Source organism: Prevotella communis (assembly GCF_022024115.1).
GTDB classification, from domain to species: Bacteria; Bacteroidota; Bacteroidia; order Bacteroidales; family Bacteroidaceae; genus Prevotella; species Prevotella communis.
Genome location: NZ_CP091792.1, coordinates 3,412,929 through 3,430,619 on the forward strand (window position 1 = coordinate 3,412,929; position 17,691 = coordinate 3,430,619).

Annotated in this window: 11 protein-coding genes; 10 read left to right on the forward strand and 1 reads right to left on the reverse strand. The window is 47.2% G+C overall.

Features of this window, described 5'->3' with window-relative positions; all coding sequences use genetic code 11:
* Nucleotides 1-24 precede the first annotated feature (24 nt).
* The 9 genes from L6468_RS14025 (at nucleotide 25) to L6468_RS14065 (ending at nucleotide 15,421) form a co-directional block, all read left to right on the forward strand.
* Complete coding sequence (locus tag L6468_RS14025; protein ID WP_237793676.1) at nucleotides 25-2,478, forward strand: family 8 glycosyl hydrolase; 2,454 nt, start codon at nucleotides 25-27, stop codon at nucleotides 2,476-2,478.
* Nucleotides 2,475-3,008 carry an LOG family protein gene (locus L6468_RS14030; protein WP_237793677.1) on the forward strand — a complete coding sequence of 178 codons (534 nt, stop codon included), beginning with the start codon at nucleotides 2,475-2,477 and terminating at the stop codon, nucleotides 3,006-3,008. Before L6468_RS14025 ends, L6468_RS14030 begins: the two co-directional genes overlap by 4 nt.
* Before the next feature lie 166 nt (nucleotides 3,009-3,174).
* On the forward strand, nucleotides 3,175-6,495 hold the full coding sequence (locus L6468_RS14035) for a SusC/RagA family TonB-linked outer membrane protein (protein WP_237793678.1): 3,321 nt from the start codon (nucleotides 3,175-3,177) through the stop codon (nucleotides 6,493-6,495).
* Between the two features lie 40 nt (nucleotides 6,496-6,535).
* Entirely contained in the window at nucleotides 6,536-8,218 is a 1,683-nt protein-coding gene (locus L6468_RS14040; RefSeq protein ID WP_237793679.1) for a RagB/SusD family nutrient uptake outer membrane protein, read from the forward strand.
* Nucleotides 8,219-8,241: 23 nt separating this feature from the next.
* Entirely contained in the window at nucleotides 8,242-9,177 is a 936-nt protein-coding gene (locus L6468_RS14045) for a zinc-binding metallopeptidase (RefSeq protein ID WP_091853291.1), read from the forward strand.
* A 20-nt stretch (nucleotides 9,178-9,197) separates the two neighbouring features.
* Nucleotides 9,198-10,547, forward strand: coding sequence for a DUF4302 domain-containing protein (locus L6468_RS14050; RefSeq protein ID WP_237793680.1), 1,350 nt, complete (start codon nucleotides 9,198-9,200; stop codon nucleotides 10,545-10,547).
* A 293-nt stretch (nucleotides 10,548-10,840) separates the two neighbouring features.
* Nucleotides 10,841-12,364 carry a hypothetical protein gene (locus L6468_RS14055; protein WP_237793681.1) on the forward strand — a complete coding sequence of 508 codons (1,524 nt, stop codon included), beginning with the start codon at nucleotides 10,841-10,843 and terminating at the stop codon, nucleotides 12,362-12,364.
* A 39-nt stretch (nucleotides 12,365-12,403) separates the two neighbouring features.
* Nucleotides 12,404-13,066, forward strand: a complete 663-nt coding sequence (locus tag L6468_RS14060) for a BACON domain-containing protein (protein WP_237793682.1) — start codon at nucleotides 12,404-12,406, stop codon at nucleotides 13,064-13,066.
* A 165-nt stretch (nucleotides 13,067-13,231) separates the two neighbouring features.
* Entirely contained in the window at nucleotides 13,232-15,421 is a 2,190-nt protein-coding gene (locus L6468_RS14065; RefSeq protein ID WP_237793683.1) for a M6 family metalloprotease domain-containing protein, read from the forward strand.
* On the opposite strand, the gene L6468_RS14070 is transcribed toward L6468_RS14065, so the two are convergent.
* Nucleotides 15,411-16,355 (reverse strand): carbohydrate kinase family protein, encoded by a 945-nt coding sequence (locus L6468_RS14070; RefSeq protein ID WP_091853251.1) that lies wholly within the window; start codon nucleotides 16,353-16,355, stop codon nucleotides 15,411-15,413. The genes L6468_RS14065 and L6468_RS14070 overlap by 11 nt on opposite strands.
* Nucleotides 16,356-16,449: 94 nt before the next feature.
* Between L6468_RS14070 and L6468_RS14075 the strand changes: the two genes are divergently transcribed.
* Entirely contained in the window at nucleotides 16,450-17,685 is a 1,236-nt protein-coding gene (locus tag L6468_RS14075) for a M16 family metallopeptidase (protein WP_237793684.1), read from the forward strand.
* Nucleotides 17,686-17,691 lie beyond the last annotated feature (6 nt).

Sequence of the window (17,691 nt, forward strand, 5' to 3'; positions counted from 1 at the left end):
TAAAAGATATGTAATAATAGAAATATGAAACCATTAAAAACTTTTTTTGCTGGCTCGCTCATGGTCTGTCTTTCTACGGCAGCCATGGCGCAGCCACAGGTATATGATCAGGAGAATACAGGCAGCCGTTATGCGTTAAAGAAATTCACGGCGCCTGGGAAACTACCCGTTATCCGCGAACTGCCTAACGCCCTTGAGGGGGTCAACAGTTTTGAGGATTGGGAGCGTCGTCGCAACGAGATTGGCTCGCTTATCCAGCACTACGGCATTGGTGAGAAACCTGCAGTAAAGGCTAATCAGGTGAAAGCACGTATGATGGGCGACACGCTGATAGTCGATGTCACCGTAGGTAAGGAGACCTTGACGCTCAAGTCGCAGATCCGTTATCCGAAGGTTGGCCAGCCACCCTATGCGCTGATGATTGGCACGGATATGATAGCACTGCCCCGTCAGCTTTTCGACGACAGGCCTATCGCCACGACAACGTTCTCGTCGGCACAGGTCAATGACTATAAACAGTTTGGCAAGCATCATGAACGCGGTGAGCACAACTTCGACCGTCTGTATCCTAAACTGAAGAATAATGGTGCCTATAGCGAATGGGCCTGGGGCATGAGCCGACTGATTGACGGTCTGCAGCAACTGGGTCCGGAGGTGACGAAGATCGACACCCGTCGTATTGGCGTCACTGGCTGCTCTTACGCAGGAAAGATGGCACTCTACTGCGGTGCCTTCGATGAGCGCATCGCCCTGACTATCGCACAGGAGCCTGGCGGAGGCGGTGCTGCCGCCTGGCGCAAATCGCATGAGTTAACGTTGGCTGGCAAGAACCTGGAGGACATCGACAAGACCGACTACCACTGGTTCCTGGAGAGTCAGAAGGAGAACTTCCATGGTGACAGCGTTTACCGTCTGCCCTACGACCAGCACGAACTATGCGCCATGGTTTGTCCACGTGCCCTGCTGTTGCTGGGTAATCCCGACTACGAATGGCTGGCCGACCCCTCGATGAAGGTTTCGGCACAGGCTGCCCAGAAGGTATGGGAGAAATTCGGCATTGCCGACCGTATGGGCTGTGACATCATCGGTGGTCACGGTCACTGTCAATTACCACAGATTCAGTATCCCATCGTTCAGGCTTATATCGACAAATACCTCCTGGACGGTAAGCCCTGGAGCAAGGGTGGTTTCGAGACCAGACAATACCGTAACCTCTTTGCCGAGGCAGGTCATAGCCGTGAGGAGGTAGACAAGAAACTGCAGGAGGTCTTCAACGACGTGTTCTACGGTCCCAACAAGGTTTATTTCGAGGTAGGCGACTCCATGGGCTACATCTCGGATATCAAGAACCATGATGCCCGTACAGAGGGCATGTCATACGGTATGATGATTGCCGTACAGATGGACAAGAAGGATATCTTTGACCGTCTGTGGCGCTGGAGCAAGAAATACATGCAGCATCAGGACGGTCCCCGTAAGGGCTATTTCGCATGGAGCTGCAGGACCGACGGCACACGCAATGCCGATGGGGCTGCCAGTGATGGTGAACTCTATTATATCACCTCACTCCTCTTTGCCTCTAACCGTTGGGGTAATGATACGGGTATCAACTACAAGGCCGAGGCTCAGCATATCCTGAACTGTATCCAGCCAAAGGAATATACACCTGAGCCACATCCTAGCTTCGGTGGCTTCGGAGGCTTTGGTCCCCAGCAGCAAGGTCCGCAGAAGATGTACCTGATTGACCCTGAGACAAAGCTCATCACCTTTACCCCTGATGGTTTCGGCCAGCGATTTACCGACCCCAGCTACCATATCCCTGCTTTCTATGAGGTATGGGCCAAGTGGGCCGACGACGGACGGAGCGACTATTGGATGGAATGCGCACAGAAAAGTCGTGAGTTCCTGCACAAGTGCATCAACGATACAACGGGATTGAACGGTGACCAATGCCAATACAACGGTAGCGAGATGGAAATGATGCGATTCCCAGGCAGGCCTCAGGGACAACAGCAGAACGCAGCACCACGCAGGAATGGAAACAATAACTTCCGCTACGATTCCTGGCGTGTACCCATGAATATTGCGCTGGACTATGAATGGAGTTGTGCCGACCGCGAATGGCAACAGCAGTATGGCGAGAAGATACAGAACTTCCTCTATAGCCAGGGCATCGACAGCTTCGTAGACCAGTACCGTGTAGATGGCAGTCTGCCAGAGGGTAATGAGATTCTGCAAGCTGGCGGCTTCCGCAAACTGCGTCATAGCATCGGACTGGTAGCCACCTCAGCAGCTGCCTCTGTGCTCTGTCAGCATGAGAAGAAGAACGAATTCATCGAGGCACTGTGGAATGCTAAGCACGAGCCTTTCGATGACGGCTACTTTGATGCCTACTATGACGGTCTGCTCCGCCTCTTCGCGTTCATGCACCTCAGTGGACAGTATCAGGTGATTTTCCCCACAAACGACAAGAAATGAAACTCTGCATTTTCTGTTCCGCCAACCAGAATATCGACCCCGAGTTCTTCACAATGACAGAAGAACTCGGGCGTTGGGCGGCGCGGAATGGCCATTCCATTGTCTTTGGAGGTCATGACGCCGGTTTGATGCATGCCGTAAGCAAGGCAGCAAAAGAGGCTGGTGGACAAGTCATCGGCGTCGTTCCACGCAAAATAGAGGAGATGGGACGACTCAGTCCCTATCTGGACGTACATATCCCAACAGAAAACCTAACGGACCGCAAAGACCTGATGATGCTACAGGGTGATGCTTTTATCATCCTTCCTGGCGGCATCGGCACACTCGACGAACTCTTTACCGTGGCAGCAGCGGCTACCCTTCAGTTTCATCAGAAGCCTATCATACTCTGGAACATGAAAGGCTTCTGGGATTCCCTTATCAATTGCATGGATGATTTACAACAGAAAGGGGTCATTCGCGGGCACTGGCAGGACTACATTTTTGTAGTCTCAAAATTAACCGAAATCGAACAAAAACTTTCCAAATAGTTACTTTTCCGTTGATAAAAACGAAAAAATGACGCAAAATAGTGCATTTTTTTTGAAATTTTATTGAAATACCGGAAAAAAGTATTACTTTTGCACGCTCAACCATTAAATCTGGTAAAAGTAGTAAATCAAAAACAAAGTAAAAAGATTGATTTTTTAGCAATTTATGGAAAAAAGACTAACAGTTTTCCTGACGGCCTTATTACTCTCAATCGGAGTAGCATTCGCACAGAACAAGATAACAGGAACTGTGATGCAGGATGACGGCGAACCCGCGATCGGTGCTACAGTGAAGGTTGTAGGAAACAACAATGGTGTCGTTACCAACGTAGACGGAAAGTTCACAATCGATGTACCTTCCGGAAAAAAACTCGAATTTAGTTATATCGGTTACGTAACTAAGAGACTTGCCCCAAAGAATGGCATGAAGGTCACGATGACTCAAGACTCTAAGGTTATCGAAGAGGTTGTGGTAACTGGTATGCAGAAACAGGACAAGCGTCTGTTTACAGGTGCTGCCACCAAGATTGATGCTGAGAAAGCAAAGATTGACGGTGTGGCCGATATCTCACGTTCTCTGGAAGGACGTGTAGCCGGTGTGTCTGTACAGAACGTATCTGGTACCTTTGGTACTGCGCCCAAGATCCGTGTGCGTGGTGCTACTTCTATCTATGGTGCCTCAAAGCCCCTGTGGGTTGTTGACGGTGTCGTAATGGAAGATGTTACCGAGGTAGACGCAGACGCCTTGTCAAGTGGTGACGCCAATACCCTGATTTCAAGTGCCATTGCCGGACTGAACGCCGACGACATCGAGTCATTCCAGGTTTTGAAGGATGGTAGTGCTACCTCTATATATGGTGCGCGCGCGATGGGTGGTGTGATTGTCGTAACCACCAAGAAAGGTAAGGCCGGACAGTCACATATCAGCTATACAGGTGAGTTCACCATGCGTTTGAAGCCCAGCTACTCACAGTTCAACATCATGAACTCTCAGGAGCAGATGAGCACATACAGAGAGATGTACAACGCCGGTTGGCTGACATTCTCTGACACCTACCGCGGTTCAGAGAGTGGTGTTTACGGTAAGATGTACCAGTTGATGAACACCTACGATCCCGCCACGGGACAGTTCCTCCTGCCCAATACCGACGAGGCTATGTATGCCTACCTGCAGGAAGCTGAGTTCCGCAACACCAACTGGTTTGACGAGCTCTTCTCAACAAGTATCTCACAGAACCACTCTATCTCAATGTCTTCAGGTACCGATAAGGCTCAGTACTATACTTCATTCTCTGTGATGAACGATCCAGGATGGACTGAGCGCAGCAAGGTGCAGCGTTATACTGCAAACATCAATGCCCTCTATAACCTGTCAAAGAAACTCTCTTTGAACCTGATTGGCAATGCTGCCTATCGTAAACAGGAGGCTCCGGGTACCACCAACCAAAGCGCTGACCCCGTGTCAGGACAGGTAACTCGTGACTTCGACATCAACCCTTATTCGTATGCTATCAACACGAGTCGTGCGCTGGATCCAAATACCTTCTACACACGTAACTATGCTCCCTTCAATATCCATAACGAGTTGGCCAACAACTACATGGATCTTGACGTGGTGAACCTGAAGTTCCAGGCTGAACTGAAATACAAGCCCATCCGTCAGTTGGAGCTGGCTGCATTGGGAGCCTACAACTATTCTGTGGCTACCCGCACACACATGATCAAGGAGAACTCAAACCAGTCTATGGCTTTCCGTGCCATGGACGATGCCACCATGCGTGACAACAACCCCTTCCTCTATCAGGATCCCGATGTGCCCAACTCACTGAAATACTCTGTATTGCCAGAGGGTGGTTTCTACCGCACATACAAGAACGTGATGAACAGTAAGAACTTCCGCGCTACCGCAAGCTATAACGATGCCTTCGGACAGGAAGAAGAGCATATCGTCAATGTCTTCGGTGGTATGGAGGTCAACGATATTGAGCGTAACGCTAACTATTTCAACGGTGTAGGCATGCAGTACGAGATGGGTATGCTCGGTGCTTATGATTACCACTTCTTCAAGCAGGCTAGCGAGGAGAACAACATGTACTACGAGGTAAGCAACAACTACGAGCGAAATGTTGCCTTCTTCGGCACAGCCACCTACTCATGGAAGCACCGCTACACCATCACCCCAACCGTACGTTACGAGGGTAGCAACCAGTTGGGCCGTAGCCTCAAAGCACGCTGGCTGCCTACTTGGAATATCTCTGGTGCTTGGAATGCACATGAGGAGTCTTGGTTTGCCGATACCTTCAAGAACATTCTGAACCATGCTACGCTCCGTCTGTCATATTCGCTGACTGGCGACAAGCCTGCTGTCAACAATGCCATGGTTATCATTGAGAGTGTGAACCCCTGGCGTCCCTTCGCTTCCGACAAGGAGACAGCGCTTGACATTCAGCAGTTTGGCAACCCCGACCTGACATACGAGAAGAAGCACGAGTTTAACGTAGGTGTTGACCTCGGTTTGCTGAACAACCGCATCAACGTGACCTTCGACTGGTGGATGCGTAACAACTTCGACCTGATTGGTCCTCGCATGACAACGGGTGTTGGCGGTGCTATTACCAAGTATGCCAACGTGGCTACAATGAAATCACACGGTGAGGAGCTGAGCATCTCAACCAAGAACATTGTGGCTGGTGATTTCAAGTGGAACACCGATTTCATTTTCTCTCACAACAAGACAGAGGTAACCGACCTGGATTCCCGTAGTCCTATCTACTATCTCACCGGTCAGTACCAGCGTAATGGTTTCACGATGGTGGGCTATCCCTACCGTGCCCTCTGGAGCATTGACTTCCAGGGACTTGACGAACATGGTCTTCCCACATTCATCAACCAGGACGGTAACCTGACAACAAGTGATCACGACTTCCAGTCTTACGCACTCGATCACCTGGTTTATGAAGGTCCTACGGATCCCACCATCACCGGTTCACTGGGTAACACCTTTACATATAAGAACCTCCACCTGAATGTATTTGCTTCATATTCATTTGGCAATGTCGTTCGCCTTGACCCCGTATTCAGGTCAAGCTACAGCGATTTGGATGCTATGCCTAAGGAGTTTAATGACCGCTGGGTAGTAGGTGGCGACGAACTGAAGACCAACATCCCCGTTCTGGCAGACCGTCGTATGAACCAGGCAGACCCCTATCTGAGCTATGCCTATAACGCTTACAACTATTCTACGGCTCGTATTGCCAAGGGTGACTTCATTCGTATGAAGGAGATTTCGCTCTCTTACGATGTGCCCGCCTCATGGATAAACCCATTGGGTATCAACTCACTCAACCTGAAGTTGCAGGGTACCAACCTGTTCCTGATCTATTCTGACAGCAAACTCAACGGTCAGGATCCCGAGTTCTTCAACACAGGTGGTGTAGCCGTTCCTATGGCTCGCCAGTTCACCTTCACGCTCCGTGCCGGACTGTAAAGGAATCGACAAATGATAATTGATAATTGAAAAGAAGATTATGATTAAGATAAATAAACTAACGTGTGCACTATTGTTATTCAGCATAGCTGTTACCTCATGTAACGACTACCTGGACAAACTGCCCGATGACCGTGCTATCATAGATTCAAAAACAAAGGTGTCTAAACTCATCACCTCAGCTTATCCTACGGTGAGCACCATCCTGGTATCGGAAATATCATCAGACAACGTTACCGACAACGGAAAGAAATACAGCACACTTCCTCAGGTGGACGAGATGTATCGTTTCAAGACCATTACAGCCAGCGACAACGACTGCCCACGTAACCTTTGGAATGGCTATTACAAGGCTGTTGCCACTGCTAACGAAGCACTTCAGGCTATTAACGACATGGGTAATACCGACGATTTGAAAGCTCAGCGTGGCGAGGCCCTGTTGTGCCGCGCTTTCAGCATGTTCCAGATGAGCACCGTGTTCTGCATGGCATACGATTCACTCAAGGCCGACCAGTATCTTGGTCTGCCCTACCCTCTGGAGCCAGAGCAGTCTGTGAATACCCATTACGAACGCGGCACACTGGCTGAACTCTATAAGCATATCAATGCTGATATTGAGGAGGCTCTGCCACTGATTGACGATGCCGCTTACGACATTCCCAAATATCACTTCAACACCAAGGCTGCTTATGCCTTTGCCGCTCGTTTCAACCTCTACTATCAGAATTGGGACAAGGTGATTGAATATGCAACCAAGGCCCTGGGTGGTTCTCCTATAGACTGTCTGCGCCAGCGTGAACCCTATAATACCGCAGCCGGTGTTGACGACTATTTCAATATGTATATCCAGTCAAGTCAGCCCTGTAACTTCCTGATGGGTCCCGCTTATTCTATCGCTGCCCGTGTACTGGATGGTGGTTATCTGCGCTACGCCCACAATATGACCGTACTGAGTTACGACACCTATTGGGCTTATTCTCCCTGGAATCCCTCAACGGCCACATCAGGCAGCAGTCTGCTTTGGTCGGCTCACAGTCTGTATGGTAACAACAACATCGTCAGGGAACCAAAGCTGGAAGAGATTTTTGAATATACCGACAAGGTAAACGGCATCGGCTATGTACATATTGTCGATGTACTCTTCACCGGCGACGAGACCATTCTGTGTCGTGCAGAGGCTTACGCTCATAAGAAGGAGTATACAAAAGCCCTGGCTGATATGAACACATGGGCTGAAGCCAACCTGGAGAAATCGTATGGCAGTACAACCCGCAAGAGTTTCACTGAAAGTAGCGTAAATGCTTTCATGAACAGCATCAAGTATGCTGCCGTTCACCCTGCGAGCGAGTTTGAGAGAAGCATCAAGAAGACACTCCATCCCCAGGGCTTCACCGTTGAGGCAGGCACTCAGGAGAATCTGATTCAGCTGATTCTTTATATGCGCCGTGTCACCAACATGCTCCAAGGCCTGCGTTTCATGGACCTGAAGCGTTATGGTATTGAGTATGAACACTACATAGAGGACGAGGATCCTCTTACATTTACTGCCGGTGACCTGCGTGGTGCCATCCAGTTGCCCACCGACGTCATTGCGGCTGGTCTGCAGGCTAACCCCCGCACCACAGACGACCTCTCTGGCAATGGTGCTGAGCATATGACAGGACAGAACCCTGACCTGAACAAGCCCAACACCTCGAAAATGTATAATGAAAGAGTCTATTAATTATTTTCATGATGAACAACAAGATGAAAAAGATATCATATTTTCTGATTGGATGTGCTATAGCACTGGGCTTTACAGCTTGCTCTTCTGACGACGAGCCCAAGCAGCCAAGCATCTTTGCCAACGATTTGAAGACCGATTCGGCTGATTTTGACCGCTGGTTGCGTAAAAATTATATGGACCCTTACAACATCCATATTATCTACCGTTATCAGGACGATGAGACTGACCAGAAATACAACGTGATTCCCGCCAAGATGGAAAACGTCAAGGCACTGGCCAAGATGATGAAACATATTTGGATTGACGCTTACGAAGAGGTTGTAGGTGCAGATTTCATCAAGAGCTACAGCCCACGTATTTTCCAGTACATCGGCTCTGCTGAGTATCGTAGCGATGGTGCAATGGTGCTGGGTACCGCTGAAGGTGGTTTGAAGATTACGCTGTTCCGCGTCAACGCGATGGACATTGACAATATCTTCATTGACAGTATCAGTCCATTCCCCAATTCTGCTGCTGTGCCCATTGATATGAACTACTGGTTCTTTCACACGATGCACCACGAGTTCCTGCATATCCTGCAGCAGACCAAGAGCTATCCTATGGAATTCAATACAGTTTCTGCCGGCAAGTATCATGCTAACGACTGGATTAACGTGAAAGATGAGGAAGCTCCCCTTGAAGGCTTCGTAACAGGCTATGCCAGTGGTGAGGCTCGCGAGGATATGGCTGAAATCTATGCCACCTACGTCACACATACTCCTGAAGCTTGGGAGAAGATACTGAAAGCTGGCGAGAAAGGCAGCGATAAGACAGGACGTGAGGCCATCGAGAAGAAGCTGGAGATCATCAAGAAATACATGAAAGAATCATGGGGATTCGAACTCGACGATCTGCGTACGGTTGTACTGCGCCGCTCTCACGAGGTATTGGAAATGGATTTAAGAACACTTGACTAATCAGAAGGAGGAAACAATATATGATGAAGAAACTATTAAAAGCGACTCTGCTGCTGGCAGCGCTGACTGTTTATACATCCTGCAGTGACGACAACGACTTGAAGGATCCTTCCGAACGTCTGCAAGAGGCCACAGCCAAATATATGGATATCCTGACATCAGCTCCTAACGGATGGGCCATGACCATGTATGGAGACCTGGATTTCGGAGGCTTCAACGTATTGTGCAAATTCGAGAAGAACGGCAAAGTAACTATTGCCAACGAGAAGTTTGCTGCGGATACAACAGCTGTCAGCCACTTCAAACTGGAACAGAGTAGCGGTGTCGTCTTGTCGTTCGACGAATACTGTGAACTCTTCCACTACTTCTCTGACCCTGTCAACAACGATGGTTACAACAGTCAGACGGAGAACGGATTTGGTGCCGACCTGGAGTTCCGTATCATCTCAGCATCTGCCGATTCTGTCGTGATGCGTGGTAAGAAGCACGATGCAAAAATCGTCATGACACCACTTACCGATGACACCACAGAAATCACAGACTCTGTATGGGCCAAATACCTCAGAGAGGTTGCCGCCGTTGCAAAAGTCATGCAGAAAGGTAGCTACCACATGATTAATGGGACAGATACCTTGCAACTGAAGGCCAACAGAAGCAACCGCGTTTTCTCTTATGTCACCGTTGATACGGTGGGTAACAGAACAAAGCATACCATACCATATATCATCACACCTAAAGGCCTCACATTCTACGAGCCTTTCACATTTGGGCAGAAAACGGTAAAAGGCTTCAACTATGCTTCTGGTAGCGAAAAATACGAGCAAGACGGCGGAAATGGTATCATCTTGGAGAAGTTCACACCGAACCTTAACCAGCAATTGATTGATGGTGCATGGTTTATCAGCGAAGACGGCTTAGGTACTTATTCCAAGAACTATTGGAAGACATTCCGCAGTTCAATGCTTAACACAGGAAACTGCTATATATACTATGCTGTGATTGGCACATGGCGCAACCGATTCGGTTTGACAATTGGCCCTATTGATAAGGATGAGCCATCTGGCGTATTTATCACCGAGGCCTACTTCGATTATGAACTGATTGGTTCTAACCAGATACGCATGTGGTTCAATGGTGAGTATGACGAGATTGGCAATGGTGAGTTCTTTGCAGAAAACTGCAAGTTCGATTTCGCCATCTTCCCCTTTGGCGGACGCGGCAAGACTACTGCCAAGACGTTTACACTTGAAACTGATGATGTTAAGGATCCAAGCTATATCAAATTGAAGGAGCGCGGAAACAGCAGCAATGTCATAACAGTATATGAGAAGCAGATAACATTCCCATTCGGTGATAGTATTAATCAATAACAATATTTCTATTTTTTTCTATTATGAAGAAATTATTATTACTAATGATGGCTGTTGGCATCACAATGACGACTTCAGCAAGGCAGCACGAGATTGTTTCTGTTGCCAAATCAACAGGAGTAAGTATTAACTTACCGAAAATGGTAAACAAAGGTGTGCTTCAATCTGCTGCAGAACGAAATGCGGCATTGAGCGCTTTCTACTCTGCAAAACAGCAACATGCGAGTAATGTTTCCAAAGTATCCAGAAGAGCTGACGAGCTAAGCGAAGAAGACATTATTCCTACATACGCTATGGATAATTACATCTTTTCGGAAGTTGCTGGCGTTCTGACAATGCCAATGTACGAAGGAGCAAGTTACGCTGTTAAAGATGATAAAATATATCTCTCACCTTTTGATGGCTTAGACTTCATTGAAGGTGAATTTGCTAAAGAGAAGGGGTCGCTTATTGCAACAGACTCAGTCACCTTTACAATCTCTACAGAAAAAGAGGCCGGTGAAGACAGAAGCGGCAAGAAATATTATTATGGTTTAGGAACACTCGTGACACAGGAGAGAAAAGTGGTACGAAATGATAAGATGACCATTGGTGCTTACTATTTCCCTGAGAATGGAGAACTATATATTCCCGCTATAAGCGTTGACGATTTCATCTGTCTGTTTGCAGAAGATTCTACAGAACCAGAATTTTCTTATAACATAGCTAATCTGGATATTATACCACAGGCTAATTTTACCGATTATATCCATCCAGGTAAATACAAGGCATTTGACGCTTTTGAACCATCAGAGAAATACTCTGGAAAGATCAAAGCGTTCATCAACGGTACTAGTATTTTCATCAAAGGACTTAACTCAGAAATCCCCGCAACAGAAGACACGTGGACTGAATTCAAAACCGATGACGAGTATACAAGTGCCCTTGTCAGTGGCGACCAACTTCTGGGCTTTGGCAAATACTATACCGACGAGACTCGTAAAAACACAGCTCAGGTGGTCTTCACACCTGTGGGCGCATTATCTGACTTGTCTAACGTAACAAGTGATTTAACATCGTCATACTTTATAGAGATTAATGAGGATCGACTGATTATCTCCAGCACAGGTATGGATATATATGGTCTCTATGCACTTAGCAAAACCGAGGACTTTAGTGGCGGAATGGTTTGGATGACAGATTTACAGATCTCTATCAGACTCGCTCCAGGCGAAGATCCAGAGGATATTGAAGTTACAACATCTTCTAAAGGCTACGCCACATTCTTTGATTCTCAATCTGCATATACCCTTCCTGAAGGACTTACCGCACAGACTGTAACTGGTATTACGAATGGAAAACTAACATTCAAGACGCTAACTGATGGTATTGTGCCCAAAAATACAGCTGTTATCCTTTCAAGCGAAGCAGGATCTAGTATCTATACGCTCACTCCTAGCGATGAAGACGTAACCTATACAGGTAGCAACCTGCTTTACGGTAGTGATGAGCCAACAATGACTACTGCCGACTACAACTGCTGCTTCTACAAGTTGACCTTTGGTGCAAAGGGCAGCAATCTTGAAGACCTGTTTGCATGGTACTGGGGTGCCGCCAACGGTGGTGCTTTCCAGATTGAAGGCCACAAGGCTTGGCTTGCAGTACCTACGGCTGCTAGTGCAAGATATTTCATCAACAACGATACCGATGGTATTATGGCCGTTGAGAAGGCAGACAAGTCTGATAATGCCGTATTCGACTTGCAGGGCCGTCGTGTGAACACGATACAGAAGAAAGGTCTTTATATCAAGAGCGGAAAGAAAATTATAAATATGTAATTAAAGAAAGGAAAAAGACATATGAAACAGTTTAAACTATTGTTACTTTTGACCATCGGTGCTCTATTCGCTGTTTCTTGCGGAGATGATGCAGAAGACAATAAGCCTACTACCACATCTATTGATGTCGTATTAGATAATTCTGATCAGTTACAGAAAGAAATAGTATTGAAGGGTCTTACAGCCATTGAAACCATTGAGAACAACGCCTCATGGGTAACAGCTACTCAGATCAAAAATGATGAGTCTGGTGCTGCTAAGATTTTGGTCAATATTGCAGAAAACACCAACAGCGAGAAACGTATCGCCATCATTAGCGTAAAAGACGCGAACAAGAATACTGTTATCGTTAATATCACCCAACCTGGATTTGCAGGAAAGTTGTTTACACAGAAACTTGAGGTTTCAGGATATGGCGAAGAGAAAGTACTTACATGCTCAGAGCTCACTTCTGCCATCAAGAATATTAAGGTAGAAGCCAACTGGCTCACAGCAGAGGTAACAGGTTCTGATTCTCACAGCGTAAAAGTTATAGCCTCACCTAATACAACAGACGATGTCCGTGAGGCTAATGTAATCATTAACGCAGAAAATGGTGACAGACTTACTCTGACTGTTGCACAGAGAGTAAAGGAAGGTTCTAATCTTGAGGAGCCAAACAACACAGAGAGCGACCAACCTGCTTACTCACGTCGGAAATAAAAATAACAAACCATTTTTTATAATAAAGGGGAGTTTCTAATGAGATTCCCCTTTATTATGGATATTTGAATTATTATTCGTAATTTTGCAGACGAAAAAGAAAAAAGGCTCATGAAAAGAATCTCTCTGATAATACTTACAATTATATTTGGAACGATATCACTCATGGCATGCCCAGGTTATTCAAAACCAGTAGATGTGCCTCAACCAGATGGTTCCACCATCACCCTGCTAATGCATGGTGATGAGTTTCGTCATTTCATAACCACTACAGACGGTTACACTGTAGTGAAGGGCAATGATGGTTTCTACCACTATGCCGACAAAGGTGTTAACGGTCAACTGAAAGCCGTAAATATAATAGCAAGAAACATCGCTGAACGTGACGAGACACAGTTATCCTTTCTGGCTAATCACAAGAAAATGATAGCTCCAAATATGACCGATTATCAGAAAGAGATGAAAACACATGCCTTGCAGATGCAAAGGGATTATGCCTCTCTGTTGGGAGGCGAACGTAAAAACAGAGCAGGTACTATATGGGCACCTTTCAACTATAGTAAGTTCAAGGGACTGATTATTCTTGTTGAATTCTCTGATAGGAAATTCATCACAGACAATCCAAAGACTTTCTACCAGAAACTTACCAGTGAGAAGAACTATCGAGACACATCACATGAATATTACCCAGTAGATGTCGAAGGTAGTGCACGCGACTATTTCTATGAGAACTCTTTTGGTATCTTCGACCCAACCTTCAATGTTGTGGGGCCTATACAGATAGACATGAAATCTACAGAAATAGACGGCTATAATGCAAGTCCGCAAACGATGGCTAAAGTTCTAAAGAAGGTGCTGACAGGAGTAGACAATGAGGTAAACTTCTCAGAATACGATACCGACAATAATGGTTATATAGACATGTGCTATTTCATTTTTGCTGGCTATGGCAGTTATATGCAGGGCAATAACGAAAACTATCTCTGGCCTCATGCCAATGATTTATCGCAGAGTGCACGCTGGTTTGGTATGCGCTACGATGGCAAATATTTTGGACGTTATGCCTGCAGCGTAGAACTTATGGACCATGAAATTTATTCTGAGTCACACCAGTACCTGGCTGGTATCGGTGTTATCTGTCATGAATTCAGTCATGTGCTCGGACTGGCAGACCATTACGATACGGATTATGAGGAAAATGGTCAAGCCTTAACCCCCGATTCATGGGATCTTATGGCCAGTGGCACAGATGCAAATTTCGGACTGAATCCTGTAGGCTACAACGCTTTTGAACGTTATGCCTTAGGCTTTGCCACACCTTTTGAGATTAATGCGGAAGGCAACTATACGCTAAATCCGTTTAATTCATCTAACGAATGTCTGATTCTTCAATCAGGTACAGAGAACGAACTATACTTCATAGAGAACCGTCAGCAACAGCGCTGGGACAAATTCCTGCCCGGTCATGGCATGCTGGTATGGCATGCCAATCTTGCCGACTCATACGCTTGGGAAAACAATATAGTGAATGTTTCTCCAAGTAACATGCATTTCGAATTGCTCAACGCCGCTCCTGGCAGAAACATCAACACGGAATATACTCCTTTCCCCGGAAAAGGTAACAACCCCGATTTAACCACAATGACCATTCCCAATCTTATATCGTCAAAGAAGACTGAAGCACCATACAACCTATACGATATCACGGAGTCGGCTGATGGCGTAATTACTTTCGAGGCAAGTAAGGAACAAAGATACAAGTACCTGACAGAAGACTTTGAAACGATAGATGTGAACACAGTCGAAGCTGCCAATGTGGAAGGTATATTCTGTAATTGGAACTTCAACAAAGCGGTTGTGGAATGGCTTACAGATATCTATGGAAACGGTCAGCAGGCCGTAAAAGTAAACCGTAACGGTTACATCGAGAGTTCGCCCCTGTCCAAGCCCCTGTACAACCTCTCTTTCAAGGTATGGAGCGAGAACTATCAGACCCGTGTCACCACGAGATACAAGGCTGATGAAACAAGTTCATGGACTATCATACCTAGCAGTAACGGTAAGAACACGGAGATTATTGACATGAATTCAACCGCAACTCTGAACTACAACACGATTATTCCTAAGGGATATCGGATCCAGATACTCGTACAAGGCGTTAACCCAGCCACGGTAGGACATATCGACGATATCACTGTCAGCATCAAGGATAGCGACATGAATACAGATGCCATAGAAAGCATTCAGGTTGCACATCGCGACAATTCGCAGATATACAACCTGAATGGCCAGAAGGTGGGCAACCACTATCGTGGCATTATCATACGCAATGGCAAGAAGCACCTTATGAGATAGGGTGCTCTGCTATTGCCCGTGCAAAATCCTCGTCAACATAGTTGTTCAAGCTCTTGCACACATTGGCAGAGAACTGCATAGCGCAGGCTATCACGTTGTCCCATTGTTTCTCCGTCAACCCGTTGGTCATCTGCTCACGGGTGATATTATATTTCACAAGACCATAGATAAAGCCAGCATTAAAGTTATCACCAGCACCAATGGTACTCACCACATTGTCGTTCTTCTGGATGGGATACTGCTTCTTGAAACCGTTGTCGGCACGCAGCTCCACGGGCTCTGAGCCGTTGGTGCAGATGAACTTCTTGGTATAGAACGACACCTGCGAACGATAGATGGCGTCGGCATCGGTCTTGCGAAACATCACCTCGAAGTCTTCTGTTGAGCCGCGAAGGATGTCGGCCAACTCCAGGTTCTCGAGGATGTTGGGCGTCAGTTTCATCACCTCGTCCTTATGCGAAGAACGGAAGTTCACGTCGTAGTAGAGGATGGCGCCGTGCGACTTGGCATAGTCGAGGAAGCCATGCACCTGCGGACGAATCACAGGGTTCACGGCATAATACGATCCAAAGACCACCACGTCGTTCTCATTGACCTCAGGATAGTTGAAGTCCAGGCGGTCCTTGGGATGATCCTTATAGAAGATATACTCGGCATCGTTGCGCTCGTTGAGGAATGCCAGCGACAGGGGCGACTTCGAGTCGGGATACACCGACACCGACTTGGCATCCACGCCGTTCTCCTCGAGGAAGCTGATGATGCGGCGACCCACACGGTCGTTACCAGTCTCGCTGATAAACGATGCGTTCACGCCACAACGGCCCAACGAAATCAGGCAGTTAAACGTACTGCCACCAGGAACAGCCGCCATGGGCTGGTCGTCCTTGAATATAATGTCGAGAACAGTCTCGCCAATACCTATTACTTTTCTCATAGTCTCTTGTTTTTTTGTTGGCTGCAAAGATACGAATTAATTATGAACTACGAACTATGAACTATGAATTATTTTTCGTACCTTTGCATCGCAAATGACAAGATACAATACGATTACACTGGAAAACGGCTTGCGCATCATCCACCTGCCTTCAGACTCGCAGGTGGTCTATTGCGGCATAGCCGTAAAGGTAGGCACACGCCACGAACTGCCTGGCGAAGAGGGACTGGCCCACTTCTGCGAGCACCTGTCGTTCAAGGGCACGGAGCATCGCAGCGCCGTACAGATTATCAATGCCATCGAGGGACTGGGTGGCGAGTTGAACGCCTTCACCAACAAGGAGGACACGGTGTTCTATTGCGCCATCCAGGCACGTCATTTCATGAAGGCGGTCAACGTGCTCTGCGACATCGTGTTCCACAGCACCTACCCACAGAGCGAGGTTGAGAAGGAGCGCGAGGTGGTATGCGACGAGATAGAAAGCTATGAGGATTCGCCAGCCGAACTTATCTTCGACGAGATAGAGAACATCCTGTTCGAAGGTCACCCCTTAGGTCATAATATCCTTGGCACCAGCGAACAGGTACGCCAATATACTAGCGAGGATGCTCGTCGTTTCACAGCCCGCTATTATCGTCCAGATAACTGTGTATTCTTTGCCAGCGGCAATGTGAACTTTAAGCGCCTCGCAACCTGGCTGCGCGCTAGTTGCAAAGATAATACGCATATTTCAGAAAGATCAGAAAATCTTGAGATATTAGAGAAACCGGAAAATCAGCCGGAAAGACTCCTTATCCGCCATCGCGGCACCCACCAGGCTCATGTCATCATAGGCTCTCGTGCTTATGCCGCAGACGACCAACGCCGTTGGGCACTCTATCTGCTGAATAATATCATTGGAGGTCCAGGCCTCAACTCACGCCTCAACCTGTCACTCAGAGAACGCAACGGACTGGTATATAGTGTAGAGAGCAGTATGGTATGCTATGGTGACACCGGCTGTTGGTGCACCTATTTCGGATGCGACCCACACGACGTGAAACGCTGCTGTCGCCTGGTACGTCGCGAACTGGACCGCCTCATCAAGAATCCGCTTAGTACCTCACAACTCCTAAAGGCCAAACAGCAGTTGCAAGGTCAGCTTGCCATTGCCAGCGACAGCCGCGAACAGTTTGCACTCGACTTCGCCAAAAACTTCCTGCATCAGGGTAAGGAGCGCGACCTCAGCGACATCATGCAACATATTGATAGTCTCACATCGCAAGACCTGCAACAAGTAGCTCGCGAAATCTTCGACCCAGAACATATCACCACACTTATCTACGAATAAGAAGGA

Bases quoted from the DNA above. Each gene is read 5' to 3' on its own strand.
- L6468_RS14050 (WP_237793680.1), top strand. From the start codon at position 9,198: ATGATGAAGAAACTATTAAAAGCGACTCTGCTGCTGGCAGCGCTGACT.
- L6468_RS14030 (WP_237793677.1), top strand. From the start codon at position 2,475: ATGAAACTCTGCATTTTCTGTTCCGCCAACCAGAATATCGACCCCGAG.
- L6468_RS14075 (WP_237793684.1), top strand. From the start codon at position 16,450: ATGACAAGATACAATACGATTACACTGGAAAACGGCTTGCGCATCATC.
- L6468_RS14070 (WP_091853251.1), bottom strand. From the start codon at position 16,355: ATGAGAAAAGTAATAGGTATTGGCGAGACTGTTCTCGACATTATATTC.
- L6468_RS14035 (WP_237793678.1), top strand. From the start codon at position 3,175: ATGGAAAAAAGACTAACAGTTTTCCTGACGGCCTTATTACTCTCAATC.
- L6468_RS14045 (WP_091853291.1), top strand. From the start codon at position 8,242: ATGAAAAAGATATCATATTTTCTGATTGGATGTGCTATAGCACTGGGC.
- L6468_RS14055 (WP_237793681.1), top strand. From the start codon at position 10,841: ATGGATAATTACATCTTTTCGGAAGTTGCTGGCGTTCTGACAATGCCA.
- L6468_RS14065 (WP_237793683.1), top strand. From the start codon at position 13,232: ATGGCATGCCCAGGTTATTCAAAACCAGTAGATGTGCCTCAACCAGAT.
- L6468_RS14025 (WP_237793676.1), top strand. From the start codon at position 25: ATGAAACCATTAAAAACTTTTTTTGCTGGCTCGCTCATGGTCTGTCTT.
- L6468_RS14040 (WP_237793679.1), top strand. From the start codon at position 6,536: ATGATTAAGATAAATAAACTAACGTGTGCACTATTGTTATTCAGCATA.